The sequence below is a fragment of the Paenibacillus solisilvae genome, assembly GCF_042656405.1.
In the GTDB taxonomy this organism is placed as follows: Bacteria; Bacillota; Bacilli; order Paenibacillales; family Paenibacillaceae; genus Paenibacillus_Z; species Paenibacillus_Z solisilvae.
On sequence record NZ_JBHSOW010000042.1, the window covers coordinates 56960 to 70037 of the forward strand.

Below are 13078 nucleotides of genomic sequence, written 5' to 3' on the forward strand. Positions count from 1 at the left end.
CCGCTCATCCCCTCTCCATGATCCAATCATCCAAATTCTCGAATAGGTAAGCAGGTTCCTGGAGGCCGACCCGGCTCTTAGGGGTTGCTTTGGTCTCCGATTCCATCTTGGCCAGTAGCCCCCGCCCCGCAAGCCAATCACAAGCCGTTGTAAGGGAACCCGCATCTATATCCATCATCACATTGAATTTGATCAGCATATCGGTCACCGTTCGTATATCTGCCTCTTCCCTCAAATAAGCGAGAATAGGCTGAAATAACCGTTTCGCCCTCTCGTTCAGATAGTCGTTAATGAGCTCCAATACAGAGGTCACCTTTGCTTCACTAATCTGGCCGCCAACCATCCCGGTATATACAGCATGGAAGAATTCCGGGTTGTACTCGAGCGCTTGTTGAACAGATTCCCGCATGGGAACCTCGGCATTAAGAATGACTTCAATTTGCGATAAGGCATCAATCATCTTGATAATCCAAAAGGCGCTGTAAGCAGCATCATGCTTGATATACAGCCACTTCTCCGCTTTAGCCAGCACTGCGAGCGTAAGGCAGCCGAGGCGGACCAGCTGAAGCTGCCGGTCGCGATCACCGACATAGCGAATCTGCTCAAAATATTCTGTAATTGATGGATCCTTCGTGAACAGCAGCGTACTGCGAACAAGCATGGAATGACTGATGGAGGTTAGAACCGAACGTTCCATCCACCGTTTAAAATCATTGCGGGTCTGAATAGTCGCATTAATCGGAACATCATTTTCTACAAAAGTGGTGTATCCGCTCCTAATCTTCTGATCGTGGACAATCAGCTTCAGGTCTATGTCGGATTTCTCCCATACCTGATCGTAAGACAGGCTTCCAAGCAGTACGGCTGCAATGACCTGATCATCCCGCTCAATCTTCTCTATGAATAATTGAAGCGCTTCCCGAAACCGTTCTGTCGCTTGTTCTCTTGTATCCATACGCCCCATTCTAGTCCCCCCAGCGTTATATAACATGAATATAAGCTCTAGAAAAGTTCGCGGGAGCAGTCGTGATATCCTTTAATTCCCTTACTCAAAATTCATTTTGATCGAAATGAATTGACAGCGCGCATGCCGGTTTGTTATATTTTAATCGATAATGATTATCATTATCATTTAATTTTATCAAACAGAGATATCGGGAGGTCACCATGTTTAAGAAGAAACCCCGCTTTATCGTTATTGCTCTTATGATTATGCTAGCCGTCATCACGACGGGCTGCGGCTCGTCGGGCAGTGCCGACAGCAGCAATGCTGCCGCAGAGAATGAGAAGACACCGGCCGAACAGCCTGCTGCTGCAAATACGGAATCATCCACCCTGCAGCTGCGCACCTATAAGACGGATAAGGGCGACGTTGAAATCCCGGTCAAGCCGCAGCGCATCGTAACCGATTATTATGGCGGTGAACTGCTGTCGGTTGGCGCAAACGTGGTCGGGGTTGAACCGACTGCATTCGATAATCCGTTTATCAAGGATTTGCTCAAGGATGCGAAGGACGTGGGAACAGCCGTTGATCCTGAGAAGGCATTAGCGCTAAAGCCTGATTTGATTGTTGTCATGTATGATACGAACTATGATGCATTGTCCAAAATCGCACCGACCATTCTGATTCCTTACGGTACGGCTTCCAACATCTATGAGACAGTGAGAATGTTCGGCGATATTGCAGGCACGAAGGATAAGGCCGAGGAATTCCTTGTGAACTTCGATAAGAAAGCGCTCGAGGGGCGTGAGAAACTGAAGGGGATTGTCGATGGGGACGCGACCTTTGATCTAAATGAGCTTACCGATAAAGGCGAGCTGTGGATCTTCGGGGATAACGCCGGTCGGGGCGGGCAAGCGGTCTATAATGCTTTGAAGCTGAAGATGCCGGAGAAGCTTAAAACGACGAACCAGACGACCCAGATCTCTCTTGAGCTGTTGTCGGACTACTCCGCTGATTATATGTTCCTGACTACCTATGATCCTGAGAAGAAGGGCGACCGGCTTAAGCAGCTGAAAGACTCCCCCATCTGGAAAAACGTGAAAACCGTTAAAAACAACAAGGTCTTTTTTAATGACTTTGATACTTACTATCGTTATGATCCAATCGCCGTAACCGCACAAATCGATTTGTTTGTGGACATGCTGCTGAAGAGACACGAAGAGAATCAGAAGTAACCGCGTAAGGCCGGAAACCTCGCTCGTTGAGGCGTTTCCGGCCTTTGCTGTCTGCTCTGCATTCGCTTGGAACGGGAAAATTCAAAGAGCAACGGCATTAGAAGAGGAATAAACTCAAGATAAAACCAAAAACATGTAAGTTAAGTGTTATAACCTGTGATATGTGTGTTATTTTGTTGTTTTATATCAAAATGTCGCCCGGCCGACCATCCATTTCTTCGCCTCTCTTTAACTTGCCGAATATGAAAAGGAGTGGTCAACATCGCAATCGCCATCGGACTTGTAATTGGCTCGGGACTGGCCCATGCGGTATGGAATTTGTTCACTAAATCAAGCCGAAATAAGAATGTATTCCTCTGGCTCATTCACGCATGCAGCTGCATCGTCTTTCTTCCTTTCTTCATTCACGACATCAGCAGGGGAATCCCGCTGGTGGGCTATGGCTTCATGGCTGTCACGCTGGTCTGCCAGCTCTGCTACGCCTATTTCCTGCCGATTGCTTATCAGCGGGCGGATATGTCCCGCGCCTATCCCATTATGCGGGGAATTGCGGCTTTATTCGTACCGCTGCTTGGCGTTTGGATATTTGACGAGCACTTGTCGCCCGCCGGATGGGCCGGCGTTGCGGCCATTGTAGTCGGCCTGTTCGCGATCAGCGGCTTGGGCGGATCCGATTGGCGGGGATTTCTCCATGCCTTTGGCCCGCTGCTTGGAGTCGGTGCGTCGATAACAGCCTATACCCTGAACGACAAAATGCTGCTGAACTACATCTCGCCGCTTGCGCTGATTTTGATTTCCAACATGGGCTTTACTTTAATGCTCGGCTATACCGCGCTCAAATCCGGAGATATCCGCTCCGAGTGGTCCAGACAATGGGGCAGAATTCTGCTCGGATCCTTCCTTTCACCGGGCTCCTATCTGCTGTTCCTGTTAGCCGTCAAGCTGGCTCCGGTCTCGCACCTGGCGCCGATCCGCGAGATCAGCACGGTATTCGGGACTATACTGGGTGTGTGGCTGCTGAAGGAATCGAACGGCAAAAGGCGCATTTTGTATGCTGGTGTTATTGTCTTCGGTATCGTCACCATCGGGATATGGGGCTCATAATAATCGGCGATAACTTTTGCTTCACCGCGAAATGCTGTTCCGAATCCGGAAAGATGCCTGCAGTCTGCAGGATATTCTGTCCGAGCTGCATGACTGCGGAGTGAAAGTCGGTAAGATCGCGATTGAAAGTGCCGAGAATGAGTAATCTTCGGGAGATATTACGATACGCATGTCGATTAAACTCAAGACCGTCCGTCATTTCGAGTGAATCATCATGACCTTGTTATCCATTGACGGTATACTGAAGCTAGAAACCTCGGAGAATTACGGTTAATCAACCATCTGCAGAGCTGCTTACGGAGTATGTTCCGTATGCAGCTCTGCAGATGGTTGATTTCTTTGGAATAGCAAATCTCATGTACGACCGTTATAATATTAGCAAGAAGCGTACTATCGGAAGGAGAGCACCCGTTTGTCACTAGTTGGAGAGGAACGCAAGAGCATCATTCTGGATATGCTGAATCTGGAGGGGCAGGTCAAAACCATTGATCTCGTCAAAAAATTGAATGTCTCTTCCGAAACCATCCGCAGATACCTGGAAGAGCAGGAAGATGAAAACCGGCTTAAGCGGGTTTACGGAGGCGCAGTCAAAATCAATCTGGGCGGCGAAGAGCCCTCTTACCTCAAGCGCGAAGTGCTTTATTCCGAAGAAAAGCAAAGAATCGGCAAAGCTGCTGCATCCCTGGTCGAAGATAATGACGTGATCTTCATCGATGACGGCACAACGCCACTGCAGTTAATTCGGTTCCTGATGAATAAGAACAATCTCACTGTGCTCACTATGTCAATGCCGGCACTCCACCTGCTGATTGAATATAAGAACAAGGACTTGTTCTCCGGTGAGATTTATCTGATCGGCGGCAAGGTGAACGCCACTCACTCCCGGGTGACGGGTTCCATCGCGGAGAAGATGGCAGCCATGTTCCATGCGGACAAGGCCTTCATCTCCATCGACGGGATCGTGCTGAGTAATGGGATCACTTCCTTCGATGCGGAGCGCGGTCAGCTTGCCAGCCGCGTCATTGAGAACGCCAAACAGACGATCGTGATGACGGACAGCTCCAAGTTCGGATTGACTCAGCTCTACCGGATCGCGGATTGGCGGGATATCGATATTGTCATCAGTGAGGTGGAAGCGCCAAAGGACTGGCAAGAAACGCTCGAAGAGCGAGGCGTCGTCTGGATTGCGGCGAAGTAGGGCCCATCCGGGGTTTCATAACCATAATTAAGTGCCTATAAGGCCGGAAACTTCCCTGTTTCCGGTCTTTATTTATGAATACCCCTTTCCTTCAAGCAAGGGTATAAGGATGCTGTCATGTCATGTGACCGGCATCTTTTTTGCGCTGAAAAACAAAAAATAGCCGGTTTCATATTTGCCACTTGCACAGATTCATTATCCTATATATTATTAATAAATGTCCTATCGATAATGTAAACATTAATTTGATAACTGGAGGAACTAGTATGAACCCGTACCCTAATTCAACGATTCAACTGGAATACCGCAATCCTGTTGTTCTGCAGCGAGCAGATCCATGGGTGGTTAAGCATGATGACGGATACTACTATATGACAGCTTCCGTGCCCGAGTATGACCGGATTGAATTAAGAAGAGCGCTTACCATTCAAGGACTGTCGGAGGCAGAACCCGTATCTGCTGGAGAAAATACGCAGAGGGCCCGATGAGTGCGAATATTTGGGCGCCGGAAATTCACTATATCGACAATAAATGGTACATCTATTTCGCTGCAGCAAGAACAGCCGAGACGAATGAGGGCTTATTTGATCACCGCATGTTTGTTCTTGAGAACGCTTCCCCTAATCCTCTTGAAGGCATTTGGGAAGAGAAAGGGCAGCTTGTCGTGGATTGGGAGTCTTTCTCGCTTGACGCAACAACGTTCGAGCACCGGGGTGTCCGGTATCTCGTTTGGGCGCAAAAGGATCCCGCTATCTTCGGCAATTCCAACTTGTATATGGCTCCGTTGAAGAATCCCTGGACCATTGAAGGTCCTCAGGTCTGCCTGACTCAGCCGGAATATGAATGGGAGAAAATCGGTTTTCTTGTCAATGAGGGCGCAGCCGTCCTTAAACGTGGCGGGTGTGTATTCATCAGCTACTCGGCGAGCGCGACTAACCACCACTACTGCATGGGCCTGCTGTGGGCTGATGAGAACAGCGATTTGATGGATCCTGCTTCATGGCATAAATCGCCGGTACCGGTATTTGTCACCGATGAGGAAAACGGGCAATACGGGCCGGGCCATAACAGCTTCACCGTGGGGGAAGACGGACAAACGGATATTCTTATTTATCATGCCCGCAATTACAAAGAAATCGTAGGCGATCCGCTGTATGATCCGAACCGTCATATGCGCGCTCAAGCCATTAGCTGGGATGCAGACGGCATGCCGGTATTCGGCAGACCTCTGCCCGATTCATCAGCATCAAGTCAATAAGCGGATTCGACAGCTTATTGTTTATATTAATTCGGACACCAATATATTGACAATGTAAGCGTTATTATTTATTTTAAAAGAAATAAAAACATTAATAAAGAACATTGCTGTTAATTTTTTTATTATTTAGATTACAAAGGAGTTTCTGAGTTTCATTTATGTATGCGGATTCAATTCGCTTGGCAGAAGCTGCCGGAATCCAGGAAACTGAAGGACGAAAACGGCTCCGGCTCTTGGAAGCTTGACGGCGGTTATACGATTACGCTGGACTGGCCCGCTTCAGATAATCAGCCGGCGCAGTCGATCTCTGTACAAGTATTGGCCTCGTGGGATTGGGAGCTTGGCAGACAAACGCTCGTTTTCACCGGTGGAAATGCCGACGGCGAGTCCGTATGGGGCAAGAAACTTGCAAACTCCTAGAAGAGAACATGCCATAGAGAAGCCCGTGCGTTCCGAGAGGATCACACGGGCTTCTGCGGTTCTGTGGTTATTCGGATATCTCTTCCCCATTCAGTTTCTCGTAATAGAGCTTAAACACGATATCCTGATTATAATTGCCGAAGCCTGAACCAAACAGCGTGAACCCGCCCACGTTCGCAGCATCCTTAAGAACGGCGATGCGGAACATCCACTGCTTCTGCGTGATTTGCAAATCGTTAAGCGTAACGTTGGAAAGCCGGATGCCATCCATGAACGTGCCCTCGCTGTTGATCTTGATCACTTTGAGCAGCCCGTATTGATTAATCTCGCCCCACCACCAGTCCGGGGTGTACTTTCCGCGCTGGCCGCCTCCGAAGTCGCCGGGGCTCGTCCAGGAGCCGAGCGTGGTCTCATTCAGGGAGAAGGTAATATCCGAAGGCCAATTATCATTGGCAAAAGGCGCCTCTGACGAAATCTCCATAGAAATTTCAAGCTCCAGCGGATTCTCGTTCTTCATCAAGTAATTGGGCAGCTTATATTCGATGAATCCCTGCCCGAACCATAAGATCTTGGCGTTGACCCGCTCCGGCTCCAAGAAGCAGCGCGGTTCATCGAACATGCCAATGACCTTGACGGTCGTTGCAAGCCCGCATGTCGGCGTAATCTCGAAGTCCGTATAGTGCCCCGCAGATACTTCGGTAACGTGGCATTCCCGCGGTACGAAATCTATCTTCGGAGGGAAAGCGATTTCAATCCCGTTGGTTACCAGCGTGCAGATCTTCTTCGACCCGCCTCTGCCCGGCTGCATAGACGTTTTAATGATGCTCGCCCGCTCTAGCTTCTTGACATGCATCGTCATGATAGCGCTGCTCAGCTTCATCGCTTCGGCCAATTCTTTGACATTCATCGGTTTCTTGGACAGCAGTCTGATCATCTCGATCCTGACATTGCTTGCCAAAGCTTCATAGACCGGCAGAGAATGCTGGGAAATATCGATTTTCATGCCATACCAGCCCCTGATTTATATTATTATAAATAATATACACGAATATTAATTATACGACAACCTTGCCCGGCCCAAGTGAGCCGCTGCAGACATCTGAACGGCTCATGCGGTATCGCTGTCGCTGACATGCCGCCGGCTAAGGAGCCTGCTACAGTTCTACTTCATCTACAGCATCTATTTCTATGCCTCGCTTGTCCCGAACCTTTTGGCATTTCTGGCACGGGCACGTTCCGCTTCGACCTCGCGATTGCGGGAATCCGCATGAGTCACCAGTGAATCCAACAATTGCTTAGCCACCCCGGTTACCTCCCGGACAGCCTGATTAAACGCCAGCTCATTGGCTTTCGAGGGTTCGTTGAAGCCAGAGAGCTTCCTAACGAATTGCAGCGCAGCTGCCTGTATCTCTTCATCGGTAGCCGGAGGGTCGAAGTTGAATAAGGTCTTAATGTTTCGGCACATAGCAATCTCCTTTTATTAACGTTTCTCTCATTCTACTACACCCCTCTCTCCTCCCGCCAATGGAAAGAAGGGCAGCGGCGATCGGGCAGATCTGAATTCTTGTTTATGGCTTCGCCCCCTGCATATGAACTGCGCCTTCTCTCTAAATGATTGCGTACAGCTCATGCATCGGCCTAATCAAATTTTGTTTCATCGCGGCAGATGCGGCTTCCTTATCCCGTCTCTCCAAGGCGGCTATGATCAAGGCGTGCTCCTCCACGGAGGCTTTAGCCGCTGTTACCGGCTGCTTCAAGAACACATATTTGAACCTTCTGATGTGAATCTACAGCGAGGCGCTGAACGAAGCAATGTAGCTGTTATCGGATGCCTCAACGATGAGATTATGGAACTGTTCATCCAGCTCCATAGCCTGATAAGCCTGACCGCTTTCAATGGTTTGGTCAAACTGTGCGTTAAGCTCCTTCAATAATTCGATCTGCTGAGGCAAAATAAGCTCCGACGCATATTCGGCAGCAAGAGTATGGAGTGCCGCGAGAGCAGGATACATTTTCAAAATATCGTCTTTCTCGATGCCCGTCACTCTCGTTTCTTTGCCGGGATGCATGGAGACGAGCCCCTGAACCTCAAGCAGCTGAAAAGCCTCCCTGATCGGCGTTCTGCTGACGGCCAGAGATTCCGCAAGCTCCGCATCAAGCAGTTTCTCTCCAGGCAGAAGCGTGCCCTCTATAATCCATCTTTGGATTTGGGACAGCGCCCGTTCTTTGGCGGACATTCGGATCGGCGTAGAAAAGTTTTTTGGTACCGGCATGTTGATCATCCTTACGCGTAGTTTCGTTACACGCAATATATCGCATACGTATTTTGAACGCAAGAAAAAATCGATTATGTATGAGGTTCGCTTGCTGCATAAGAAATAACAACGGCTTCAAGAAACGTTTTCTTCCGCAATGGCTCTTATATCATCTTAATATCAGTGCTTGCGCGCGCTGTCTCATGCGGTCCCTCCCCCATCCCATATTTTTGTAAATTCTTACTTCATTAATTCGTTAGCTTACCCGGCCTTCCTGCAAAATAAATTCGGAAGCCTAAAAAGGGCTGGGATCTCCTCCAAGAAGGATTACCCAGCCCAGGCATGTGCCCTTATAACAAGCTTATTAACCTGTGAAAAATTCCAGCACATGCTTCGCGACCTGCCTGGGTGCATGCAGATCAGGTGCATTGTGGTTGAGCTCCGGCAGCATCAGCAGGGTAGAATCCGGTACGGCATCATGGACTGCAGCCGCTATATTCTGCATGTAGTCGGGGGTTTTGCGGCCAGCCATAATAAGCGTATGTGCCTTCACGCCTCGATAGTTCTCCGTCTTCGATTGGTGCATAACCTCCCGAATTTCCGGTATGACGGTATGCAGGAGTTTTTTCGTCAGCTGCCACTCCGCACCTCGGGCCGACGTCAGGCGGAATAAGATTTTCAGTGCCGCTTTTGGAATGTTGGCGATGCTCCGATCCATACCCAGTCCCTTGACGAACAGCGTGAACGCCTCAAGCTCATCTTTTCTTTCCAATGCCCGTTCGAAACCTGCAGCCCACTCCATGGGAAGCGGCCATCCTGCCGGTTCATAAACGGCAAGCTTCTTCAGCGTACAGTTACGCGCAGCCTCAAGTCCGACAAACCCGCCGTAACTATGGCCAAGCAGCAGCGAAGAGCCCGTCTCCCGGAGCAGCGCCGTTACATCCTCACATTCCTTCGCCACACTGTAATTCTTGCCCTGCGCGCCGCTTGCAGCACGTCCCCGCCGATTCATCACATGCACGGTGAAGGCTGCCGCCAGTTTTTCAGCCAGCGGCCTATAATGCTCTGCCGCTCGGCATGTACCATGTACAAGAACGAGCCCTGGCCCCGATCCTATTGTCTCATAGCTAATGGATGTTCCATCTAGAGATGAGGCTGTACGGCTTATCATAGATTGCATAACCGCCATATTCATTCTCCTCTATGCAGTTCGTTACAGAAAGAATACGCGACGATTATGAACCCACTATGAACAAGAATAGATATAGCTGCCGCGCTGCGCCTTCTATTTCGTCCTGCTCTCCGCCATCTCCCCGGCCTTCATCCGCTTACCTAACAGCAGCAGCAGGACCAGAAACAACGCAGGCAGCAGGAGACTGAAGGTCAGGTCAAACCAGGGATAATACTAGATCAGAATATCATTGTACACGGTAATATTAGGCGTACAGGCAACCGTGCCAACGAGCAGAATCATCCCGAGCGGAATCGTCAGCATCTGGCTCTCCTTTAACCGGAGCAGCTGTGTGATTCCGGTCGTAAGCGCGAAGAACAGGAGCAGCGTCTTATAGAAAACGGTAATAATCCACAGGAAGGCCAGGATCGCCTCCACCCGCTCCACAAAATGGCCGATCGTAAGTTTCTGGGCGTGCACGACCAAGCGCCTCCACAAATGCCGGAAACGGCACACCCTCCCGCTGCGCAGCCAGACTGATCAGCAGAGACACCGGGAGCATATCGCGGTGGAAGGTTGTGATCGCGATATACAGAGAGGGAAGCAATAGCGAGATGAAGACACTGACGAACCTCAGAATACGGAGCAGGCTTGCATAGATAGCCCGCTGATAATAGTCCTCTGTGGATTGGAAGAAGGAAACGAGCTGGGTCGGCACGATCAGCGCATTTGGCGAACCATCCACCAGAATCGCTACTTTCCCTTCCAGCAGCTGTGCGGCAACGTTATCAGGCAGCTCCGTATTGTACACCGTCGGAAAAAGCGAATACTTGCCGTCCTCCACCAATTCCTCGATATAGCCACTGTCCAGAACACTGTCAATATCGATGGCACCCAGCCGCGAGCGTGCTGTTTCGATAACGGATGGCTTCGCGACACCGTTTATGTACATCAGCGTAATATCGGTCTTCGTTACCCGGCCGATTGCAATCGTCTCCAGCCAAAGCCGGGGATCTTTAATTTTCCGCCTGATTAACGCCGTATTGGTACGCAGCGTCTCGGTGAAGCTTTCCTTTGGCCCCCGTACGGACGTCTGGTTCGTCGATTCAGTAACATCACGGCCTTTCCATTGGCGGGTATCTGCACAATAGGCGTGATCATGTCCATCCAGAAGAATAACAGCCTCGCCCGACAGCAGATTATAGTATAAAGACGCCATCTCCGTAACCGTATGGATGGATCCGATTCCGAAGAGAAGCTCCCTTGCCAGAGCTGCTGTATGCATACCGTCCTCCGGCTCTGTTTGAGAGGCGGCGTCCACCTTTCGGCTTAGCATGTCAATAATATAACTGTTAATAACGGTTGTATCTGACAGGCCGTCGATATATACAACCACCGCTTCAACCTTCCGCGACCACGTATAACTGCGTCACATGCTTTTGCCCAAATCGCCTATAATGCGCGCAATATTTTGTTCAATGTTGGAGTCAACAGGGATCTTGGCATAATCCGGCATTTGTCCGGCTTCATTTTGATGACGGGGATCGGTCGATGACTTTGGATGCATGAGATACGCTACCTTCTATATCAATCGTTTCTTCCTATTATGACCATGGGGGGATGGAGATAAACTGATGTGGGGTACTGCTGCCCGTTCAGCTGCCGCACCAAATACGCCGCCACTGTATTCAGTATTTAATATGCCGGAGGTCGAAGCCTGATTGATTGATTGATTGATTGATTGGTTCGAGCATAAAAAAATACAGAGCAGCAAAAGTCATTCCCTTCCATGCTCCTGCATTCGTACGTTCGTGAAGGGTGTCCTTACCCTCATGGGCAATCGAAGCAAAGCCCAAATTTACGGCTGCACGCAGCGCTTGAATCGGATCAGGCCCGGAGGCTGCTTCTGGAATTCGCGGATCAGGATTGGATTATTCGCCTCCCTTACATAACAAAAACCACTCCTCCGTTTATGAAGGAATGGTTTGCTGCGGGCTTGATTTAATACGAGCCTTTACGTTGTTGACCATAGCTGCGGGCTTGGTCGCGGCTTTTACCTTCATCTCCTTGACCCTCTTGCCCATAGTTACTTTGACCTTAATCGCCTTGTCCACCTTGGCCGTAATCTTTGGCTTTATCCTCTACTTTACCGTTGTCTTTCCTTAGCTTTTTCTTCTGCTTTTCCTTGATCGTGTTGGCCTTGCTGATCTTGTTGGCCCTGGCCTTGACCTTGGCTTTGTCCCTGTCCACCGCCTTGGCCTTGACCCTGTTCACTGCCTTGGCCTTGACCCTGACCTTGTTCACTGCCTTGGCCTTGTCCGCTGCCTTGACCTTGACCTTGTTCACTGCCTTGGCCTTGACCCTGGCCACCGCCTTGCCTCTGTTCGCCGACTAGGTCCTGACCATGGCCATTACCCTGTCGCTGTTCGCCTGCCAGGTCCTGACCATGGCCATTGCCCTGTCGCTGTTCGCCTGCCAGATCTTGACCGTGGCCATTGCCTTGGCGCTGCTCACCGGCTAGGTCCTGACCATGGACGCCGCCTTGGCCGCTGCCGAGAGCTCCATTCTTGCCTCGGCGGATGCCTTGACCGCGAACTTTACCCTTGCCCCTGCTCTTGTTTCGCATTTGCGCCCCGCTTTTCTTGCTTTCATACGCGTATACTATAGACTTCAATGTCCGTTTATCAACTACGCCTGTAGCCGGCAGCCCGTGTTTCTTCTGATAGTATTTGACACCGCGGACCGTCATCGCATTATAGTATCCATCAATAGGCCCGGCATAGCTGCCCAGAGATTTCAACATTCCTTGAATGACGTATACATCCGGTCCATGCGCGCCCTTACCGATCGCGGAGCTGACATCAGGCAAACCTACCATCAGTGCCAGTACTAACAAGGCTGATCCGAGAAACTTTGCCGCCAGCCTCAAGAGATTCACTTTTGACCAGCGAGAAATATGATCCTCCATTAAACAAAACACCTTCCTTCGGGAAACTAGTTGATTTTGCCACCGCCCTTACTATACCCAATAGTTGTTTTCCATTATGCTCAGCTTGGATCATCCATCAATACGCCAAAAATAAGCTGACTCAAAAGGGCTAAAAATCTTGACAATCACGTCCTAGTTTATCTCCCTTTATACAAAATGGCTGTACAGGTCATCAAAACCTGTACAGCCATTTTTCTTTTTTTCGTCTGACGCGCCGCTGCCTGAAGATAATCATGCGGAGCTGATTTGCACGGCGTCGTTGCCGCAAGATGCCTGTTACACTTTGGTCTATACTGGAATTCGTACAGTTAATAAGACTGCCATCCGATTGAGGCTGCCTCTATACTGCAATCCTGGACCTCTGTCAAGAAAGTGGACACCACATAAGGCACTTAACTTGCTCGTTTGTAATACATCGATTCGAATTGATTCGGTGTCAGATACCCCAAAGTACCATGAATACGTTTGCGGTTGTAAAATAACTCGATGTACTCAAACACCTCTT

General features: G+C 49.7%; 15 protein-coding genes and 2 pseudogenes. 6 read left to right on the forward strand and 11 right to left on the reverse strand.

What is annotated here, in order from left to right:
* Positions 1 to 4: 4 nt before the first annotated feature.
* Positions 5 to 964, reverse strand: coding sequence for a hypothetical protein (locus tag ACFPYJ_RS12250; RefSeq protein WP_379188422.1), 960 nt, complete (start codon positions 962 to 964; stop codon positions 5 to 7).
* A 203-nt stretch (positions 965 to 1167) separates the two neighbouring features.
* Here ACFPYJ_RS12250 and ACFPYJ_RS12255 point away from each other — a divergent pair, with 203 nt between their 5' ends.
* The 6 genes and pseudogenes from ACFPYJ_RS12255 to ACFPYJ_RS12280 all read left to right on the forward strand — a co-directional run bounded on the left by ACFPYJ_RS12255 (position 1168) and on the right by ACFPYJ_RS12280 (position 6158).
* The gene (locus ACFPYJ_RS12255) at positions 1168 to 2178 is read left to right on the forward strand and encodes an ABC transporter substrate-binding protein (protein ID WP_379188423.1); all 1011 of its coding nucleotides are present in this window, start codon (positions 1168 to 1170) and stop codon (positions 2176 to 2178) included.
* Positions 2179 to 2430: 252 nt separating this feature from the next.
* Entirely contained in the window at positions 2431 to 3282 is an 852-nt protein-coding gene (locus ACFPYJ_RS12260) for a DMT family transporter (RefSeq protein WP_379188424.1), read from the forward strand.
* A gap of 16 nt (positions 3283 to 3298) precedes the next feature.
* Positions 3299 to 3427 carry a hypothetical protein gene (locus ACFPYJ_RS12265; RefSeq protein WP_379188425.1) on the forward strand — a complete coding sequence of 43 codons (129 nt, stop codon included), beginning with the start codon at positions 3299 to 3301 and terminating at the stop codon, positions 3425 to 3427.
* 267 nt (positions 3428 to 3694) lie between these two features.
* Entirely contained in the window at positions 3695 to 4480 is a 786-nt protein-coding gene (locus ACFPYJ_RS12270) for a DeoR/GlpR family DNA-binding transcription regulator (RefSeq protein ID WP_379188426.1), read from the forward strand.
* Between the two features lie 266 nt (positions 4481 to 4746).
* Positions 4747 to 5738: pseudogene (locus ACFPYJ_RS12275) on the forward strand (glycoside hydrolase family 43 protein).
* Positions 5739 to 5900: 162 nt separating this feature from the next.
* Positions 5901 to 6158, forward strand: coding sequence for a lipocalin-like domain-containing protein (locus tag ACFPYJ_RS12280; RefSeq protein WP_379188427.1), 258 nt, complete (start codon positions 5901 to 5903; stop codon positions 6156 to 6158).
* A 67-nt stretch (positions 6159 to 6225) separates the two neighbouring features.
* On the opposite strand, the gene ACFPYJ_RS12285 is transcribed toward ACFPYJ_RS12280, so the two are convergent.
* The 10 genes and pseudogenes from ACFPYJ_RS12285 to ACFPYJ_RS12330 form a co-directional block, all read right to left on the reverse strand.
* Positions 6226 to 7161, reverse strand: a complete 936-nt coding sequence (locus ACFPYJ_RS12285) for an ArsR/SmtB family transcription factor (protein ID WP_379188428.1) — start codon at positions 7159 to 7161, stop codon at positions 6226 to 6228.
* A 183-nt stretch (positions 7162 to 7344) separates the two neighbouring features.
* Positions 7345 to 7623 carry a DUF2277 domain-containing protein gene (locus tag ACFPYJ_RS12290; RefSeq protein ID WP_379188429.1) on the reverse strand — a complete coding sequence of 93 codons (279 nt, stop codon included), beginning with the start codon at positions 7621 to 7623 and terminating at the stop codon, positions 7345 to 7347.
* A 142-nt stretch (positions 7624 to 7765) separates the two neighbouring features.
* A pseudogene (locus ACFPYJ_RS12295) lies at positions 7766 to 8431 on the reverse strand (GntR family transcriptional regulator).
* A 346-nt stretch (positions 8432 to 8777) separates the two neighbouring features.
* Complete coding sequence (locus ACFPYJ_RS12300) at positions 8778 to 9602, reverse strand: alpha/beta fold hydrolase (RefSeq protein WP_379188430.1); 825 nt, start codon at positions 9600 to 9602, stop codon at positions 8778 to 8780.
* 216 nt (positions 9603 to 9818) lie between these two features.
* A complete protein-coding gene (locus tag ACFPYJ_RS12305) occupies positions 9819 to 10064 on the reverse strand; it encodes a GerAB/ArcD/ProY family transporter (RefSeq protein ID WP_379188431.1) in 246 nt (81 codons plus the stop codon).
* Positions 9976 to 10980 carry a spore germination protein gene (locus ACFPYJ_RS12310; RefSeq protein WP_379188432.1) on the reverse strand — a complete coding sequence of 335 codons (1005 nt, stop codon included), beginning with the start codon at positions 10978 to 10980 and terminating at the stop codon, positions 9976 to 9978. Before ACFPYJ_RS12310 ends, ACFPYJ_RS12305 begins: the two co-directional genes overlap by 89 nt.
* A gap of 33 nt (positions 10981 to 11013) precedes the next feature.
* Positions 11014 to 11151, reverse strand: coding sequence for a hypothetical protein (locus ACFPYJ_RS12315; RefSeq protein ID WP_379188433.1), 138 nt, complete (start codon positions 11149 to 11151; stop codon positions 11014 to 11016).
* Positions 11152 to 11554: 403 nt separating this feature from the next.
* The gene (locus ACFPYJ_RS12320) at positions 11555 to 11698 is read right to left on the reverse strand and encodes a hypothetical protein (RefSeq protein WP_379188434.1); all 144 of its coding nucleotides are present in this window, start codon (positions 11696 to 11698) and stop codon (positions 11555 to 11557) included.
* A 32-nt stretch (positions 11699 to 11730) separates the two neighbouring features.
* A complete protein-coding gene (locus ACFPYJ_RS12325; protein ID WP_379188435.1) occupies positions 11731 to 12552 on the reverse strand; it encodes a peptidoglycan-binding domain-containing protein in 822 nt (273 codons plus the stop codon).
* Positions 12553 to 12965: 413 nt separating this feature from the next.
* Positions 12966 to 13078: IS3 family transposase (locus tag ACFPYJ_RS12330; protein WP_379188442.1), on the reverse strand; the 113-nt coding region annotated here is incomplete at its 5' end.